The organism is Caballeronia catudaia, from assembly GCF_001544755.2.
Lineage (GTDB): Bacteria > Pseudomonadota > Gammaproteobacteria > Burkholderiales > Burkholderiaceae > Caballeronia > Caballeronia catudaia.
Map to the genome: position 1 here is coordinate 1 of NZ_FCOF02000019.1, position 18,544 is coordinate 18,544.

The window sequence follows — 18,544 nt, forward strand, 5'->3', positions numbered from 1 at the left end:
ACGTTTCGGTGCGCTACGAGAGCGAATGGGGCGGCAGTATGAGCAAGTGGGATGCGCTGTCGTCATTGATGGGCGATCAACGCTATATCTGGCAAGGTGAACTGGAGCGGATTCAGAAGCTGCTGTGGTGGGATAAGGTCGCGGGCACGGTCAAAGGTTTTCCACAGGAACCCATCGTATGGCATTTGCATCCCATTGGGATGGTGGGGAATTTCCAAACGTCACTTTGTTCTTGCAACAAGGATATTACTGTTGAAGAACTGGATTTATTATTGCCGCTAGATGTCAGATCCAAGGGTCTCTTTTATGCCGCCCACGACACGACTGCGCGTGGATTTGATAAGAGCCAGTTCTTGGACCTATTGAACAAGTATTTGCGCGAAAACGATATGATGACCTGCGCAAGAAAGGTGCATTTTTTATCTCAAATGTCTCACGAGTGCGATCAGCTGAGAACAAATGAGGAATATCGCAATAGAGATGGGTCCATTCCTTCCGGCTGGAATAACTATCATGGCGGCTCAAACTTCCACGGCCGCGGACTAATTCAGCTGACGCATGACACGAACTATATCGCTTACGGAAAATTCATCGGTGATAGCACCGTCGGGACGAGCCCGGATAAGGTATGTCGCAACATTGACCGCACGACGCGCTCGGCGTGCTGGTATTGGCGGCACGGAAGTCATTGGGGCGACATTAATCCCAAAGCCGATCGAAACGATTTCTACGCTGTTACCGTTGCTGTGAATGGCGGATTCAATCACGTAGATGACCGTTTCGTGGCTCTAAATAGGCTAGCGGAGATGCTCGGAGCGACACATTGTACAACGAATCCGGGATTGGTATTTAATGATTATCGTTTGGAAAACAGCTTGCTTTTTAATACCCAATTCTACAAAAACAATCCTTCGCTCTTTAAGAAGGCCGTAAAGGTAGTCAATGAAAAAAAGTAAAATCATTAGATTCGTATTCAATCTACTCGTTTGTTATATATCAGCTTCGTGTTTACTGTCTAGTCTTGCTAGGGCGGAGTGGATACGTGGAAAATTTTTAAATGGGCAGACGTACAGCGGTGAATATTCCATCACAGAGACAACTAATGAAGATGGGATGCACGCTAGTCCGTTGAGCCTTCATTTAAAATTGGAACGGTCGGGGTCATCACTTTCGTACGCTTATAGCGCGGACGATCCTCCCTCTGTTAAAGCAAATGATATGGGTTTTTTATCAATTATCACAAACTCACGAGGGATGGAAGGAAGCGTTGTCTATGATTATCTGATCCCGGCGGATGGAGGGTTAATAACAATAGGTACGGTCAAGACGCTACTTCATCGTGGAAAGATTGAGGATATTGATGTTCGGCCAAACAATGCACTCACTCTGAATCAAGTAAATGATTTCGTTCGTCGGATTATTAAATTTAATTCGGTAGCTTGGGTGAAATCTTCAAATGCTTATACCGGGGCAACGTTACTATTGCTCGGGTCCGGCAAGTTTTTGTCTGCGGAGGATAGTAGATTGTTATCGCCGTTGTTGGAAAACAAGGAGATAGTCGATGAGCCGGTGTTGCGGAAGGCACTTGGCCGGGTTGGAGTCGGAGCGACGGATTTTCAGAGTCGGGGTGCCGGTGATATTGTGGAGGCTCTCGCGAAAATGCCTTCATTATGCGTGCCTTCCGAATCAATTGTGTTTTCTTGTTACACGGCTGCGCGTAAAACTATCGCACTGTGTTTGGATAAGAAAGCCGAACCTAGTATGACGTATAGATATGGAAGAATGGAAAAAATAGAACTTTCGCCGCCCTCAAATGAGACTGACAGCAACGGATTTAATTATAATCATTACTTTAGGCCGAGAGTCGACTATAGCAGAATAAATTTTACTTCGAAGGTGCCCTGGGATGTTGAGTTTTTCCTCATTAAGAGTCATTCTTCTATGCGTTGGTTTTTTGACGCACGACGCGTTTGCCAAATCTCAAAGCGTTAAACATTAACCCCCGTTGCACTTCGGTTGAAACCGACGAAGTAAATCATGAAATATATTCTGATTTTAGTTACCCTTTTCTTCTCGCATATGGCAAATGCGCGATCTGTGTGCGACAGCCAGCTCACGCAAGAACTGGCACAGTGCGCAAAAAGTAACTACGAAGAAGCTGACGCTGGGTTAAATAGGCAGTATTCCAGTGTGGCAAAGAACGTCTCTGATGCTGAGCGAAGTAAGCTCCGAGAAGTCCAGCGATTCTGGATTGCCTACAAAACGAGATACTGCAAAGATGCCTTCAAGTCAACGAATCCTGGCAGTGAGGCGAGCATTGAAACGTGGTCTTGTCTCGAGTCTGTAACAGACTCGCGGAGCAAAGAACTCAGCTTTATCTATTCCTCTTCAGGGATGAGGGATTTTAATTCTGCGTTAGCTTTCATGGCAAATGAATATGAACACGGCGATCGTTCAAAGGTAATCGCTAAGTTGGTTCTTCATGTTCCGGATGCAAACAATCTGGATTGGAAGAGGTATACAGACAGCAATTGTCAGATAACTCATGAAAAGCTTGGCGAAGACCATGACGGTTGTGTCGCAAGAATGAATTTTTATAAAAATTGGTAGAGCATCAATTTTTATAATCCATGAAATATCTCGTTCTGCTGATGAACTGCTTTTGCTCAAGGCGAATGCAGATTCCAGCAGCAGGCCGTGCCAGCGCAGGGAGTAAGCCTGTTTAAACAGCAGGGTTTAAGTTTCCTGCCAATCGTTGCAGCATCCGTGACAACGTTCTTAATCCTTTTTGCTCGCTGGTTCTTCCGCAGCGTGTGTTGCGCTTACTCTATGCCGTGGCCCGTCCCGACTTGGCTCAATATTGAGCAGCCTCAATCACTTTCCCTCCGCAAGTGGTTGCCAACGCTATTCGCCCTCGCATCGGGCGCCGCCGGTGCAGTTCTCTTACTTTGGCCACCTGGAAAACCTACGCAAATGCTTGAGTTCTGGGCCCTCCTCATCGGCGTGCCGTTCATCGCCTGTTGCTTCATCTTCGGCGTGGCGCTAAACCGCTGGGAACGCGAGAAGGTCGATGCCGAGGAGGGGGCGCGCGAGCAAGAGCGGCTCATGGATTTGTGGCGTCTTTGGAGCAGCCGTCATCTTCGCGTGGCGACATCTGTTGCAGTTATGCCCGTACCCGCATCCACTTTCGGCGAGCTGGGCGGCGATCTGCCGGTCAACAAGGATCGCTCGAAAGGTTTGGGGTGGAAGGTGGACAACTCTGCAAACGAGCGATACAGCCGAGTGCTGACAGAACTCGCCTCTCGACTAAAGAAATCGTTTGAAAACCGGCGAGAAATTACCGTCGAGTTGCTTTATAGCGAAACGCCGGATCGCATCAAAGTTTTCAGCGACGAACTTAAAGCCGCGCTTGGAGTGACCGCGCCTGGTGTCCGTTTCACCATGAATAGCGACGCTTCGACTCGGTGCGCGCAGTGGATCACCGATCAAGTCGACCGGTTGAATGATGTGACAACACTTGTCGTTGCCGCGCAGAGCTGGCCCGACGAGGAGTCGCCTGGCGTCTTCACTGAGGGTGTGGCGGCGCTATTGCTGGAACCAAATGTTTCTCGAGACCGAAGCAGAGCGAACCGGAATGCTGCTGACGACGACACTTCGCTAAAGGCGAACCATGTCTCTCGCCCCATGACAACGACAGCAGACACGCTTGAAGCGGACATTGCGCAAATGCTGGAAATGCTGGAAATGCAAGCCGCACCGAGCCGTCCGACGCATCTCTGGCATACCGGGTGCGATGCTGCACTGAGTTCTGCGATTCAGTCAGCGATGAAGGCGGACCCGAAGAATCCGGTGATCGAGCGCTCGTTTGATTATGTCGTGGGCCTGCCTGGCCCGGCGACGAGCTGGATCATGCTGGCGACGGCTTTGGAGGTTGCACCGCAGGGCTCGCCCCCGCAGTTACTTGCTTGGCGAGATCCGGTGGATGGGCAACTGCATCTCTGTACAATCGCGCCCGCAGAACAACAAAATAAAGTTACGCAGGAAAGCTAAGTGAAACTTCGTGTTTGGGGCCGAATTTTAGTCGGCGTTGCCCTGTTGGCTGGTGTCGTCGGAATTCTTTATTTCACAATCGATGCACAAAATCTTCGCGCCTGGTTCGTTCAGCACCGACTGATCGTTCTTGGGGCTTTGCTCGTTGTCGCTTCGGGATTTTTCGCGCTGCTGCAAAGACGCAAGCAAGTCCGGCTGGCCATGCAAGACGAGTCGAAGAAGCAGGAACTGGAGCCACCTGGCTTAAAGAACGATCCCGCTAAAGCGCAAAAAGCGCGTGCTGAACGGGCCGTGGTGCAAGCGAAGGCGCTGCGCTTCCAGTTGAAGCAATACCGTTGGTTCCGTTGGGCCTACGACCGTCCGTGGCTACTCATCTCGGGCGATGACACGAGCGTGAAGCGCCTATTTCCGGAACTCGCCCAACAGTATTGGCTTATCACGGACCACGCTGTTCTGCTGTGGGGCGAAGCGGCCTCGGAGGGCGTCGACCAAGCGTGGCTTCGGGAGATTTACCGGATGCGCCGCACTCGCCCCATCGACGCCCTTATTCTCGCCTTTGACGGTGAGGCTGCACTGCCCGCGCAATCGCGTGGGGCAACCGGATGGGGGACCACACTTGCCCATATCGCCAGCATGCTGCACTGGTCGGCGCCGGTCTACCTGCTCGATCTGGCGGGCGAACCCGAAGCAAGAGGCAAACCGCCCGTGATCGGCAGCGAATTCACGCATGCGGCTGACCAACCGGCAATCGAAACGGCGCTGCTGTCGCTGCGCGATCGCCTGGCCGATCTCGGCGTGAAACGAATCGGGGATGACAGGCGGAATCGGTTTGCATCGGAGTTGTCCAAGCGGCTCGAGGCGCGCGCAAGCGAGCTTGCGCGGTGGGTCGCCGAGCTTTCGATGTGGCAGCGCCGGCCGTTCCCTGTCATGGGCGCATTCTTCGCGCCGTGGCCGGATGGCGAGGCCCAGCGATCCAAGCACGATCAGAGCGTCGACTCTCCGCTCGGGCGCTATCTCGCGCAAGCGACCAAGCACACGAGCGGTCGAAGAACGGGCTTTCATCCGGTTACGGTGTTCTCGACGATCGCACTCTGTGTGATCGCCGTCTGGGGCGCGGGCATGACCGTTTCGGGCGTCGACAACGCCCATCAGATACTGCTCACGAACCAAGCCCTCGGCTCGCTTGACCACGCACCCAACGCCGCCGCGCGTCTGCGCGCCCTGTCCGCGCTCCAGCAACGCATCGGCTTCTACGAATACCGCACGCAACACCACGCGCCGCTCTATTCCCGCTTCGGCCTGAACCACGACCGTGAAGTGCTCAACGCGCTTTGGACGCCCTATGCGAAGGCGAGTCGAGCGCTGCTCAGCGCGCCCGTTCAACAGGAAATCGAAGCGCGCCTGGTCGATCTCGGCCAGATGCCCACCACCGAACTTGACCAGCAAGCCACGCAGATCGCGCAGAACGGCCAGTCGGCGCTCAAGACCTACCTCATGATGACCGAGCCACCGCACGCCGACGCCGCATTCATGGCGCCGCAGATGGCGCAATACTGGAACACGCCCGCAAACCTGACCGCCGGCGAGAAGATCGACCTCTCGCAACATCTGCTTGGCTTCTGGGCCGACCACCTGCAGGCCCATCCCGACTGGCGCATTCAGCCGCGTGAGGAACTCATTGCGACCGCACGTTCGACACTGCTCGCGGTGATCGGCGTAAAGAACTCCGAGGACACGCTCTATCAGAACGTGCTCGCGAGCGTCGGCCACAAGTACCCGGATCAGACGCTGGCCACATTGACCGCTGGCACGGACACGCGCGGCCTGTTCCGCACGACAGCCAGCGTGCCGGGCGTCTACACGCGCCAGGCGTGGGAAGGCTCGATCGAAACCGCCATTGATGAGGCGGCCAAGCACAACGGCGTCGCGGGCGATTGGGTGCTGGGCAACGTGAACAACAACGCTCAGCCGGGCGCAGGCACGAGCGCGCAGACACCGGAAGGCCTACGCGCCTCACTGCGCGCCCGTTATTTCGCCGGTTACGCGGAGCACTGGCAGTCCTTCATGAACAGCATGCGATGCGATGGCGCACCGACACTGCCCGCCGCGATCAGCCAACTGAAACTGATCGCCGATGCTCGTCAATCGCCACTCATCGCGCTGATGAAGTCGCTCGAATACCAGGGCGGGGCAGGGGCACAACACGACTCGCTCTCCGATACGCTGGTCGGCAAGGCGCAAAGCGTCTTCGGCAAGAAGGACGATACCCCGCAAGCGGCCAAGCCCGATCCGGCCGGACCGCTCGGCGCATCGTTCGGGCCGGTTCTGCGGCTGGTTTCGCAATCGGGCGCAAACGTTTCCGCCGCGGTCGCAGCTGCAACCCGCAGCGACCTGAGCCTGGAGCGCTTCACCGAACGCATCACGACGCTGCGTCTCAAGCTGCAACACATCAGCGACAGCCCGGATTCCGACGAACAGGCCCGACAAATCGCGCAGTCGCTGTTCCTCGGCAAAGGTTCGGAACTGGCGGACACGCTCTCGTATGCGCAACTGATCGCCGCGAGCCTGGGCGAACAATGGGCCGGCATGGGGACGGAACTGTTCGTCCGTCCGGTTTCCCAAGCCACGCAGACCGTGCTGCAACCCGCGCAGGCGAGCCTGAACGAAGCCTGGCAAGCATCGATCGTCGCCAACTGGAATCGCTCGTTCGCGGGACGCTATCCGTTCGCGGATACGTCGAACGATGCTTCGCTGCCCGAACTCGCGCGCTTCCTGCGCCCGCAGGGCGGCTTGATCGACTCGTTCCTCGCCACCCAACTGGCGGGCGTGCTGCAACTGCAGGGCGACCAATGGGTGCCGGTGGCGGGCGGCACCGGTTCGGGCAGCGTCTCTCAGGCCGTCGATCCGGCGTTCCTGAAGGCGATCAACACGTTACAACGCATCGCAGCGCACTTGTTCGTCCAAGGGGAGCCGCTGTACCGGTTCGAGCTCAAACCCGTGCCGCAGCCGGGCATCACCGACACGCTGCTCACCATCGACGCCCAGAAGCTGCACTACTTCAACCAGATCGAAACATGGAGCGGCATGGCGTGGCCGACCAACGATCCGCAAAGCGCCGGCACGCGCCTGGAATGGCAGACCGAAACCGCAGGCACCAACAAGCGCTTCGAATTTCCGGGACGCTGGGCGCTCGTGCGCATGCTGGAGCGCGCGCATGTCGAGCCGATCGACACCGCAACGTACCAACTGACGTGGCAGGCCAAGGCGCAGTTCGAAGACACGCGGGCGGCCGCGCAGAAGGGAACCGATGCCGATCAGGACGCGCTGACCGCGCACGGTCCGTCGGCTGCCGCATCGGCGGATATCACGCATCCACTGAGCTACATGATGCGCACCGATGTGGGCAGAGGGCCGCTGGAGCTGCTGGACCTGAAGGGATTCACCATGCCCTCGCGCATCTTCATGAAGCGCGATCCTGCGCCGGGTGCGAAAGCCGCACGCGTCGATGGTCCGCCGCCGCTGCCGAAGGCCGCCATCGAAGCCGCAAAGCGAGCGGAAACGCCTTTACCCAATACACGAGGCGCACTATGAAACCGGCCCGTCATTCAACACCACCCACGCAGCGTCCACGATTCGATGCGCGTGCGCACGAGCAAAAGGCGCTCGATTTTCTGGTCGCAGTGGTGAATACGCGTGAGACTAGCCGCGAACTGCCACCTGTGCGGGCGGTCAGCGCGGGCCTGATTCCCGCGTGGCAGGCGTGGGCGCGCTCGATCGAACAGCTCGATGCAACGCGCCATCCTGAGTTGCATCTGTCGGCTCGACCCGATTTCGGGCCACCCGGCGCCAGCCAGGCCGCGATGGATTTGTTTGCCGAAGCGGTCAGGATCAACAACCCGTCCCGACATGCCATCCTGACGCAGGAAGAGGTTCTGAAAGTCGCATTGCTGTTTTCGAGTGCGGCGCTGTACCAGACACGCGCGCACGCTGTGATTGAGCCCACCGACGCGCTGCAGACCTGGCTCGCGCACACGGACGTGGGCAGCGACGTGCCGGCGTCGATGCTGCAATTGCCGTTCCCCGCAGTATTAATCCGTTTCGGCGAGCAGATGGCAAGCGCGGTCGATGCCTCGCTTTGGGGTGGCACGAGCCATCCGTTCACGACCCGCGGAGTTTATATCTTCGAGACCCGGAGAGAGGGGTACCGTGAACTGGTGTTCACGGCCGTAGGCGCCACGCATGAGCATCGACAGGAGTTGCCTCATACGCTGCAACTCGTGTTTCATGACGGAAGCGATTCGCTCATCGACCATGTGGTCAGACTTGAGCAAGACACGTCGTTAGATCATTCGAGGACTTCCGTTCCGATGATCCAGATGTGCATTAAGGTGTTGCTCTATCTTCAGACAGCGGGCGCGATGCGCATTGACGATTTGCGCAACAGCGAGATCGCCACGCGCCTGACGCGTGTCGGTGGCAAGAAGGTATCGAAGCTCGAACGGCGACTGGCAACTCGCTATAACCGCATCATCGTGGGGCCAGCCCAGATCGTTCAGGTCCACTCTCACCTGCACGGCGAAATGCCGCCGCACTGGCGGCGTGGCCACATGCGCATGCAGGCGCACGGCCCGCAGCACAGCCTGCGCAAGCTGATCTTCATCGCCCCGACGCTGATTCGTGCCGACCGGCTCAACGAGTCCGGCAAGAACTAACTACCACCACCACTTCACATGTTCACGAACCTGCTCAAGGCGTTGTTCGGCACGCGCCAACCCGCCGATCTCGCGCTTGCCGCTCAATCGCAATGGGACGATTGGCTCCTGCCGATTCGCGATGACGCGCCCGTCGGCGACGATCCCGCTTACGACGACAATTTCCAGTCGATCAAGGAAGAAGTCGCCAAGCTCTCGAATGTCGATGACGCGCTGATCTGCGATCTGGCCGAACGCCTGCTCAAGCAACGCGCGAAGGATGTGCGCGTCGCTGTCTACTACGTCTACGGCCGCATGCGCCGCGATGGGGCCGAAGGCGTCGCATCCGGTTTCGAATTGCTCTCGGCATTGGTCGATCGTCTCGGCGACACGCTCTTGCCTGTACGCGCCGCGTCTCGTCGCGCCGCGTTCGAATGGCTGTGCGGCAGCACCTTCGCCGATCGGCTCGATGGCGTTCAGGGTCTCACCGACGCGCTGCTGGAGCGCACGCTCTCGGCGCTCGCGCTGATCGATGAGCGCGTCCAGGCCTGGCCGGAAGACGCACGTCCGGCGCTGGCGCCGCTATTCAGGCGTTTCGAAGGACGGATCGAGTCGCCGTCAACGAATGATGGCGCAGCCGCTACGCAAGCTGAGTCGTCATCGACCGCGCTGCCCGCATCCTCGGAGGTCGGCTCGACACGCGAACTGCTCGATCGCGCGCGTCAGATGGCGCAGTTCCTGCGCGAACAGCCGCAAGGCTATCTCGCCGCCTATCGTCTGATGCGGTGCGTGCGCTGGGACACGCTCACCGAGGCGCCGCCCTTCGAAGCAGGGGGCAAGACGAAGCTGATCGCCCCTCGTGCCGAGTTGCGCGCGAACCTCAAACGACTGCTCTTGCAGAAGCAATGGCCGGAGCTGCTTGAACGCGTCGAACTGGCGTTCGCTGAAGGCGCGAATCACTTCTGGCTGGACCTGCAGTACTACGCGTTCGTCGCCCAGGAACAGGCCGGCGGCGAGTACGCCCAGGTGCGCGAGACAGCGGCGACCGACTGCGCGCTGATGCTCGAACGTCTGCCCGGCCTCGAGCACCTACAGTTCTACGATGGATCGCCCTTCGCCGATGACGCGACGCTCGAATGGATCGCCCGCTACGCCACGGTGCGCGATATCGAGCGCGGTGAGACCGCAGCACCCATCAGCGCCACGGCCGCCAGTACCGACTGGGCAGAAACCGAAGCGCAGGCGAATGATATGGCCGCGCAACAAGGGCTCGACGCGGCGCTCGCCTGGCTGCAACGCCTGCCCGCCCAGGGCGAAACGCAGATCGCCGGGGGTGAGCGCGAGCGCTTTGTGCGCCAGCTCGTGATGGCGCGCGTGGCCGAACGCACCGAGCGGCCGGACACGGCCTTGCACCTGCTCACGATGCTCGATGCCGAGGCGCTGCGCTATCAGCTCGCGCGCTGGGAGCCGTCGCTGGCGTTCGAAGTGAAACAGCACCTGCTGCGCATCCTCAGGATTCGCCTGAATCGCAAGGACGCCGACAAGGTCGCCATCGCCAATCGCATCGACACGCTCATGGGTGAACTCACCGCGATCGATCCGGCTCGCGCCGTGGCGCTGGCATGACCCATAAGAACGAAGGCAAATAACAATGACGAGTCCGACCAAGGACAACGAGATCCTGCGCTACTACGAAGCGGAGATGCGCTACCTGCGCGAGGCGGGGGCCGAATTCGCCCGTGCGTTTCCCGATCGGGCGCGCGAACTGAACATCGATCGTCTGGGTGAGCGCGATCCGCACGTCGAACGCCTGTTCGAAGGCTTCGCGTTCCTGATGGGGCGACTGCGCCACAAGCTCGACGACGAACTGCCTGAACTCACCGAAGGGCTGGTGAGCATGCTCTGGCCGCACTACCTGCGCATGATCCCGTCGCTGGCGATTCTGGAGTTGTCACCGCACGTCGGTGCGCTGCAGAAGCACGAAGTCATCGCGCCAGGGCTGGAAGCGACCTCCGATCCGATCTCGATCAGCGCGAACGGCACGTCCGAAGGCGAGAGCCAGGTGACGTGTGTGTATCGGACGACGCAGCCCGTCGATGTCTATCCGCTCACGCTTACCGAAGCCGGCACCTACGCGCGCGAGGACGGGCGTTCGGTCATACGACTGCGTTTCGCGATTCAGGAACAGGCGCAGCGCGATCGTTTCGAAGTGCCGAGACTGCGGCTTTATCTGCACGCGGATCGACCCGTGGCGCTGGCGCTCTACGCAGCGCTGGCTGCTAAACCGATCGCGATGCAGGTGCGTGTGCCGGGCTGGCCCGAGGACCGACCCGGCATACCTCAGCCGATGCCGGGGCTGCGCCTCGCGCCAGCAGGGTTCTGCGCTGAAGAACGCCTGTGGCCGAAGGCCGACAATGCCTTCGGCGGCTATCAATTGCTGCTCGAATACTTCACGTTTCCCGAGAAGTTCATGTTCATCGACGTGCTCGGGCTGGACATGACGGCGATTCCGGCATCCGCCCGGCAGTTCGATGTCGAAGTGGTGCTCGATAAACCGTATCCGGACGACATGCGCTTCACCGAGGAGAATGTGCGCCTGCACTGCACGCCGGTGATCAACCTGTTTCCGATCGCCGCCGACCCGGTGAAGGTCACGCAGTTCGACACTGAATATCGCGTGCGTGCAAGCGGCCAGCACGGCTCGCTCGTCGACATCTACTCGGTCGATACAGTGGAGGTCTTCGAGCGCGGACAGCGTTTCGAGTACGTGCCGTTCGCCGCGTTCAAACACCGTGGCGGGATGCTGCGTCACGACCTGCCCGAGCGCTACTTCCACACGCGCATGCGCCGTGGCCCCTCCGGGCGCTTCGACACCTGGATCGTGCTGGGCGGCCACGCCTGGGAGCAGGCGCAGACGCTGCCGAAGGAAACGCTGTCGCTCAAAGTCACCGGCACCAACGGCATGTTGCCGCGCAAGGCGCTGCGGGAAGCGGGCATCACGCGCATGCGCGGGGGCTTCACCAACGTGGGCGCGGTGCGCAATCTCACCGCGCCCACGTTGCCCGTGTACCCGCCCTCGGGCGACCGGTTCCAGTGGCGCGTGCTGTCGCACCTCGCGCCAAATTACCTGTCGCTGCTCGATGCGGAGATTCTGCGCGGGTCGCTCGCCTTGTACGACTGGACCGAGGGGGAACTGAACAAGCGGCGCATCGACGCGATCACGGACGTCAAGCACCGGCCATTGAGCAAGCTCGTCAAGGGCGGTTTGATGCGCGGCGTGGAAATCACCGTCACGCTCGATTCCACGCGCTTTGCGGGCGACGGCGACCTCGATCTCTTCGGCGGCATGCTCAATCGGTTTCTCGGCCTGTACGCGACGGTGAATCTTTATACCAAGCTCGTGATCGTGTCGCAGCCGACGGGCAAACGCATCGAGTGGCCGGAGACCAAGGGCGAAGGAGCGCCGTTTTGAACGCGCCGGAGACGTTGAAAACGTCGAGGGACGTGCTGCGGATGCTGCTGCCCGCACTGCTCGACAACGCCACGCGGATGAACTTCTTCCGCTTCTGCGAGCTGATCGAGCTGGCTGCACCCGATGCCGCACCGATCGGCACGACCGATTCGCCGACGACCGAGCCCGTGCGGTTTCGCTCGCGTGGCCGTCTGGGCTTTCCGAGCCGCGAGATCGATCGGGTCGAATACGACGGCGATGACGGCAAGGCCCCGCCCATAGTCCGCACGACCTTCCTCGGCCTGTATGGCGTCGATGCGCGCATGCCATCGTACTTCGTCGATGAGGTAGCGCAGAACCGCGATGGCGCGGAGCCACTCGCAGCGTTTCTCGATCTGTTTCATCACCGGATCCTGACGCAGTTTTATCGCGTGTGGAGGAAGTATCGCTATCCGGTGGGCTATCGGCAGCGCGGCGCCGATCCCGTGTCGGGCTATCTGCTGAGCTTCGTTGGGCTGGGTCTTGGTGAAGCGCAGAAGTGTCAGGCGCAATCATCGGTCGATCCACGCACGCTCATGTCGATGCTGGGGCTCGTGGCGCACAAGACGCGCACCGCCGAGGGGCTGGCCGGCGTGTTGCAACACGCGGTGCCCGATGCATCGGTGACGGTCGAGGAGTTTCATCCGGTCTGGCGCGAGGTCAACGATTTCGAGCCTGCGGCACTCGGCGAGCAGTGCCTGCTCGGACGCGGCTTCTACGATCGCTCGAACGTGGTGCGCGTGATCATCTCGCCGACCACGCGTGACACCGTGCTTGATCTGACGCCGGGAAACCACGCGCATCAGCAAATCATGGCGCTGCTGCGTTTCTATCTCGGCTACGAGGGCGAAGCGCATCTGGAGATGCATGTGCGGCCCGAGCTGATGCCGAAACCTGTGCTCGCGCCGAAGCAGACGAGCCTGGGTTTGACCACGCAACTGAGCGCGCCATCCAGGAACGGCGATCCGCGCATCACGCGCGTTCATCTGGGCCGTTGGAACGGCTCAAACACATAAGCAATGAAGCAGGACAACAGCATGCAGCAATACGAACACGAACCCAAATGCAAACGGCTCAGCCGTCTGATCAAAGCCATAACGACCCATGCGCTCGCGGCCGGCGCCCTCGCGTCAGCCTGCGCCCTGAGCGGCTGTGGCGCGTGGCAGGCGACGAAGGACGGCACCGTAAGCGCCTACGATTGGCTCTTCACGACGCAGGTGAAGACGATGAACGTCGACCTCGACGCCCGTGCCGCCGTGAACGAAACCACGGCGGGCCGTTCGCTCTCGACGGTCGTGCGCTTCTACCAGTTGAAGGACACCAAGACCTTCGCGCAGCTCGAATACGTGCAACTTCAGAACAACGATCTGGAGCTGCTCAAGGCCGATCTGCTGGCGACCAAGGATGTCGTGCTCAAACCGGGCGCAGCCGCAAGCATCAGCGAGCCGATGGACAAGGACGCCGAGTATGTTGGCGTCGTCGCGTTCTTCAGGTCACCCGCCAGTAATGGCGTGTGGAAACTGCTGATACCGAAAAAGCAGTGGAAGGACACGGATCCGGTGAAGATCCAGGTGCAAGGAAACACGCTCGCCTATGAGGGGGCGCAGCCGAAGCCGGTGAAGCGCGATGCGGCCCAACAGAGCGCGCCAGGCTCTGCACCTGCTGCATCCGCAGCGTCGGTGACATCGAAAGCGACATCAATGGTTTCAGATGCATCCGCGAGCGCCAAGACGGCGTCACAAAACCTGAGTACCGCCGCTGATGGCGTCAAGAGCGTGAAGGCGAGCGCGGGGTCGGTGTCACAGAGCGCCGCGGGGCTGCTTTCCCATTAACGCGCTCCTCGCTTGAGCGTCGATTTCAACGATTCATCCATCCAGTAGGAAATAACATGAAGAACGCATTCTCTCTCACCGCTTGCGCGTTATCGATCACGCTGTTGTCTGCGTGCGCCACCGCACCCGATCGCGATCAGGAGATCGCCCTGAACCAGCAAGTCGGCATCGAGGTCACGCAGACCACGGAAGGCGTGCAGGTGCGCCTGCCGGACCGCGTGCTGTTCGACTTCGACAAGTCGGCGCTGCGAGCTGATTCCGGTCCCGCGCTGAACCGCGCGGTCGCATTGATCAAGCGTAGCAAGAAGTCGGTGATCGTCGAGGGTCACACCGATAACACGGGTACGCACGAGTACAACCAGGCGTTGTCGGAAGCGCGTGCGCAGACGGTCGCCACCGCGCTGGAGGAACGAGGAATTGCCGCCTCGCGCATCACGACGCAGGGCTTCGCCTACGACAAGCCGACGGCGAGCAACGACTCGCCGGCGGGGCAGGCGAAGAACCGCCGCACGGAGATCGTCGTGGTCGGTGAATCGCTCGATGCGATCATGGGCCGCGCGAAGCGCTGAGGCACTGAAGGACGTTGGTGTTACCCACCGCGACTGTTGAAGAAATAGCGCCATCTGACGACACCAGGCACCGTGCAACTCAATCCGCATCTTGCAGGCTGCACGATCGTGCAGCCGAACTCGGCTGGCGCTGCCATCAAAGCGCGATGCGTCGCGCCCAGCGCTTGCCATTCGGGTGGCCTTGGGCGCAACGCAGACGGTAGCGATCGCAGAGCCCGGTGAAGGTTCCAAGCAAGCATTCCGCCGTTTTGGGCGATCACAGCCAAGCCGTAGCGGTCGCTGAATGCAATCAAATGATTGTCATGGATCCGCCGGGAATATCGGCGTGACTATATGACTGGTATGCGGCGGCAATGCCTTGCTCGCGATTCCAGTCCATCCTACTCTCGACCTAAGCCGATTTTCCGACCAGTTCATCGATACATCTTCCGATTGCAGAAGATGCACGTTTCATTGGAGAAGACATGCGCGACAACCCGATTCCCGTCATCCTGAATGAACGAGACGAACGCTGCTTCAGCTCGCTAACAAGCCCGCAGACGATGCGCGACCGCAACGCGCGATCCATTCTTTTCGCGGGGGCGGCAGGGGCGGCATCGATCGTCGGAATCGCGCAACGTCTTGCATCGACGGGACAAAGATTCGAAGTGCATAACTTCGCGCGAATGACCGACCGTGAACTTCTGCGCGATGAAATCGACGCGCTTCGCAGTCACGGAAAGGTTTTTCACTATTTCGACCTGTCGCACGATCTGTTCGCTGAAAAAAGCGCACATGCCATGAGTCCGGCTCGCGCGGACACGCAGATTTATTGCAGCGGTCCGCCTGCCTTCACGGATCTCATCGAGCGTCAGGCGCGTGAATGGGTCTACGCGGCCAACGTGCACAAGATAGCGCCCGGCGATCGGACCGCTTGATCAGCCCGAGTGTGTCAAGCGCAGGCACATGCACAGATCACAGTCGAATGTGTCGTCGGCGAGGCCGGACTCTTCGAAGCCGAGCGATCGGTAGAGCCGGATGGCAATGTCGTTGGTGGCCGCAACGGCCAGATGCACCTGCGTCACACCCTGCATGTTCTTCGCGAAGCCGATGGCGTGGCTCATCAGCGTCCTGCTCACGCCCGCTCCGCGATAGCCGGGCGCAACGTACATGCCCCAGACGTGAGCCTTGTGCCGATGCTGTGCAAATAGATCGCGACGCACGCCCACGATGCCAATCAGCCGATCTTCCGCAAACGCGCCGATGACCGCCTGATTTTCCGTCTGCATCACTCTGTCGATGACCTCATCGGGAGAGCGATGCTTTTCGTCCTCGTAACTCGACGCGAACGAAGAAGGCGATTGCTTCAGCGCCGATAGCCGAAGCGACTGGAACGACTGAGCGTCTTCAGGAGTCAGTGCACGAACGAGCATGAAAAAAACGGGCAATGGGCAGAGGGCTTCATTATATGAGCCCGTTCAGCGCGCTCCATGTGCATTGATGAAAGCGGTGACGTCGGCGAGAACCGGCGAGGGCGCAGACTGCTTCGCCGAGAACGACTCGACGATCGTGTCGTGCCCATAACCCGCATAACTTTTCAGCACGACGCTATCGTGATGCGCGCGCAATGCGTCGGCGAAACGCACGCTGTTGCGCGGATCGACATCGGTGTCCGCGGTGCCGGCGGCGAGCAGCATCGGCGGCTCGTCTCCGCTGAGAAACGCCAGCGGCAGCGCCTGCGAGCGCAACGCCGACGGAAATATCTCGTCCATGTGCGGGTCGCTCGTCTGGAAGGCGGCGTACGGACCCGCGAGGCCGATCATGCCCGAGAGCGAAGTCTTTGACATGCCCCGCGCGGCCAGATAGCGCGGATCGGTCGCGAGCATGGCCGCAATGTGCGCGCCGGATGAATGTCCCATCACGAAGATGCGCCGGGGGTTGCCGCCGAATTCGCGCGCGTGCAGGCGCGTCCAGTACACGGCGGCGGCGGCGTCGTCGAGAAAGCCGGGGAACACGGTCTCCGGATAGATGCGGTAATCCGGCACGACCGTCACGATGCCGCGCGCGGCCAGCGCCTGCGCGACGCCGCGCGCATCCGCGCGATGGCCGCTTTGCCATGCGCCGCCGTAGAAATACACGACCACAGGGCGATTCGTCGTGTCATGCGATGCGGGCGCATAGACATCGAGCCGTTGACGGCGCAATTTCCCGTAGGCGACGCCGTCGGCCACTTCGCCTTCATGCTCACGCGCGCGCGATGCGAACACGCCCGCCGCGCTTGCCGCGCCGGCCACGCATGCGGCCGCTGTCAGGTGAATGAATCTTCTTCTTGCCAGCACACGCATGTTGCTATGGACCCGCAGTGGTTATCGGAGAACGGCTGCAGCGTATCGATGAAAGATGACAAGTCGTCGGCCAGTTCTCTCTTTGCGAGATCATTAAACGACGCGTTAATGTCGACGTCCGTACGCAAGCTATCGTTGCAGGAAATACACGGATTCAAACGACAGGAAAACGTAATGTTGCCCATGCCATCGTTGCGGCTGCTTGCTGACACGCTGCACGCCGTCGCACGCCGCTATCGCTTGCCGCCACTCGACGCCATCGTCTCGCGGACGCAGGACGTCAGCGCGCCGACGGCGCTTGCGCTGGTGATCGAAGAGGCTCGAAAGGTAATCGAAAGCGGCGGCGTGCCCGATGACGCGTTGAAGCGCCGCTTCATCGAAGCGCTCGCGCGCGTGATCCGGGACGCGATGCGCCCGGATGCCGGCGATCCGGCGTTTCAGGCGGTGGTGCTGCGGCAGCACGCAGAGACGGTGCGCGAGTATGCGGCGTTGTCCGCACAGGCCGGGCAGGACCGGCGTCTGGTTCGCGCGGCCATTACCACGATCGCGCATCCGCGCAAGCAGGAGCGCATGCGATCCGGCGCGCAACGAGAAGCGCTTGCGCGACTGTTCGCAGCGGCGTCCTCTGTCCCGGTATCCGAAACTCGCAACACGGTCGAATGTCTTCTGCATGCGCCGGAAATTACAAGCGATGCGTCGTTGCTGCGCGCTTTGACGCAACTGCGCGACAGTGCGGCGTTGGAACGCCTGCTGCGTCTCGAAACACTGGAACCGGATCAATTCGTGCGGCGCTATCGGTCGCTGTGGGACCGGAACGGGCCGCGCCCCGGCAGCGCGACGGCTGTCGCACAAGGAGTAGAGGCGCAGCGGCGTGGCGCGGACGCGGAGGCATCGGCGGCGCGGGCGCTGGAGGCGCTGGCGCAACGGCTCAACGAAGACGAAGGGCAACCGGCGTCATACCGCGTCGTGACTTCGATGCGTGTGCCGGCTTCGCTGGCCGCTGGGCACGCGCGCGCCAAAACCGAATGGGACGCGGCCCTGCTGCGGCGCGCGCCATCGCTCGATTCCGCGCCGGCCTGGGATGTTTGTCTGCTCGTCGAAGCGAAGGCTTCAGTCGATGCCGCCACGACCGACTTCGGGCGCTTGTTGCGCGGACTGCGCCTGCTCGCTCGTGCAGATGAAGATGCCGCCTACGCGTTCGAGACGCGTGAAGGCGTGGTGCATCTTCGCGGCGCGTCGCTGAGCGCGCTGCGCACCGACGAAGCCGCGTTGGAACAGACGGTGCTGTACTGCTGCGATGCATCCGACGACACCGCGTTGCGTCCGCTCAGCGCCGCTGGCCGCATGCGGCTCATGACTGCGCCGGCCAGCCTCGAATACGCCAGCACGCTCACGCGCGTGGAAGATCTCGAACCAGTCTGGAACGCGATGCTGCAGTCACCTCAGTGGGCGGCAGTGCTCGATCAATACCCGGCGCTGCGCCAGGTGCGCGAGTTGATGGTTCACCCGGACGATCTGCTCGCCGCCATAAGAGGCGCTGCGAATCAGCGTGACGTCGCGCCCGAGTGATATGGTCAGACAGAATAAA

General features: G+C 60.3%; 15 protein-coding genes. 13 read left to right on the forward strand and 2 right to left on the reverse strand.

The annotated features are described in order from the left end of the window. From AWB75_RS20285 to AWB75_RS20340, 12 genes are all read left to right on the forward strand, one after another. Positions 1 to 956 (forward strand): glycoside hydrolase family 19 protein (locus AWB75_RS20285; protein WP_327219429.1); only part of this gene is annotated, 956 nt, incomplete at its 5' end. Then, positions 943 to 1,992 (forward strand): hypothetical protein, encoded by a 1,050-nt coding sequence (locus tag AWB75_RS37135; protein WP_143746465.1) that lies wholly within the window; start codon positions 943 to 945, stop codon positions 1,990 to 1,992. The genes AWB75_RS20285 and AWB75_RS37135, both read left to right, overlap by 14 nt. A gap of 45 nt (positions 1,993 to 2,037) precedes the next feature. Next, positions 2,038 to 2,610 carry a lysozyme inhibitor LprI family protein gene (locus tag AWB75_RS20290; protein ID WP_087086698.1) on the forward strand — a complete coding sequence of 191 codons (573 nt, stop codon included), beginning with the start codon at positions 2,038 to 2,040 and terminating at the stop codon, positions 2,608 to 2,610. Between the two features lie 87 nt (positions 2,611 to 2,697). After that, positions 2,698 to 4,050, forward strand: coding sequence for a hypothetical protein (locus tag AWB75_RS20295; protein WP_143746466.1), 1,353 nt, complete (start codon positions 2,698 to 2,700; stop codon positions 4,048 to 4,050). Between the two features lie 201 nt (positions 4,051 to 4,251). Further along, a complete protein-coding gene (locus AWB75_RS20305; protein WP_087086700.1) occupies positions 4,252 to 7,641 on the forward strand; it encodes an ImcF-related family protein in 3,390 nt (1,129 codons plus the stop codon). After that, positions 7,638 to 8,762 carry a hypothetical protein gene (locus AWB75_RS20310; RefSeq protein WP_061125886.1) on the forward strand — a complete coding sequence of 375 codons (1,125 nt, stop codon included), beginning with the start codon at positions 7,638 to 7,640 and terminating at the stop codon, positions 8,760 to 8,762. The genes AWB75_RS20305 and AWB75_RS20310 overlap by 4 nt, the downstream gene beginning before the upstream one ends. 18 nt (positions 8,763 to 8,780) lie before the next feature. Next, a complete protein-coding gene (tssA, locus tag AWB75_RS20315) occupies positions 8,781 to 10,367 on the forward strand; it encodes a type VI secretion system protein TssA (RefSeq protein WP_061125887.1) in 1,587 nt (528 codons plus the stop codon). A gap of 25 nt (positions 10,368 to 10,392) precedes the next feature. Beyond that, a complete protein-coding gene (gene tssF / locus AWB75_RS20320; protein WP_061125888.1) occupies positions 10,393 to 12,213 on the forward strand; it encodes a type VI secretion system baseplate subunit TssF in 1,821 nt (606 codons plus the stop codon). A gap of 41 nt (positions 12,214 to 12,254) precedes the next feature. Beyond that, the gene (gene tssG / locus AWB75_RS20325) at positions 12,255 to 13,247 is read left to right on the forward strand and encodes a type VI secretion system baseplate subunit TssG (RefSeq protein ID WP_061125973.1); all 993 of its coding nucleotides are present in this window, start codon (positions 12,255 to 12,257) and stop codon (positions 13,245 to 13,247) included. A gap of 21 nt (positions 13,248 to 13,268) precedes the next feature. Further along, positions 13,269 to 14,063 (forward strand): type VI secretion system lipoprotein TssJ, encoded by a 795-nt coding sequence (gene tssJ / locus AWB75_RS20330; protein WP_327219433.1) that lies wholly within the window; start codon positions 13,269 to 13,271, stop codon positions 14,061 to 14,063. A 56-nt stretch (positions 14,064 to 14,119) separates the two neighbouring features. Beyond that, positions 14,120 to 14,632: an OmpA family protein gene (locus AWB75_RS20335; protein WP_061125889.1), complete on the forward strand. Its 513-nt coding sequence runs from the start codon at positions 14,120 to 14,122 to the stop codon at positions 14,630 to 14,632. Between the two features lie 464 nt (positions 14,633 to 15,096). Beyond that, the gene (locus AWB75_RS20340) at positions 15,097 to 15,549 is read left to right on the forward strand and encodes a ferredoxin reductase domain-containing protein (RefSeq protein ID WP_235012174.1); all 453 of its coding nucleotides are present in this window, start codon (positions 15,097 to 15,099) and stop codon (positions 15,547 to 15,549) included. On the opposite strand, the gene AWB75_RS20345 is transcribed toward AWB75_RS20340, so the two are convergent. Both AWB75_RS20345 and AWB75_RS20350 read right to left on the reverse strand, forming a co-directional pair. After that, entirely contained in the window at positions 15,550 to 16,044 is a 495-nt protein-coding gene (locus tag AWB75_RS20345) for a GNAT family N-acetyltransferase (protein ID WP_061125890.1), read from the reverse strand. 45 nt (positions 16,045 to 16,089) lie between these two features. Beyond that, positions 16,090 to 16,905: an alpha/beta hydrolase gene (locus tag AWB75_RS20350; protein ID WP_235012175.1), complete on the reverse strand. Its 816-nt coding sequence runs from the start codon at positions 16,903 to 16,905 to the stop codon at positions 16,090 to 16,092. Positions 16,906 to 17,130: 225 nt separating this feature from the next. Here AWB75_RS20350 and AWB75_RS20355 point away from each other — a divergent pair, with 225 nt between their 5' ends. Beyond that, positions 17,131 to 18,525 (forward strand): hypothetical protein, encoded by a 1,395-nt coding sequence (locus AWB75_RS20355; protein ID WP_061125892.1) that lies wholly within the window; start codon positions 17,131 to 17,133, stop codon positions 18,523 to 18,525. The last annotated feature ends 19 nt before the right edge of the window (positions 18,526 to 18,544 follow it).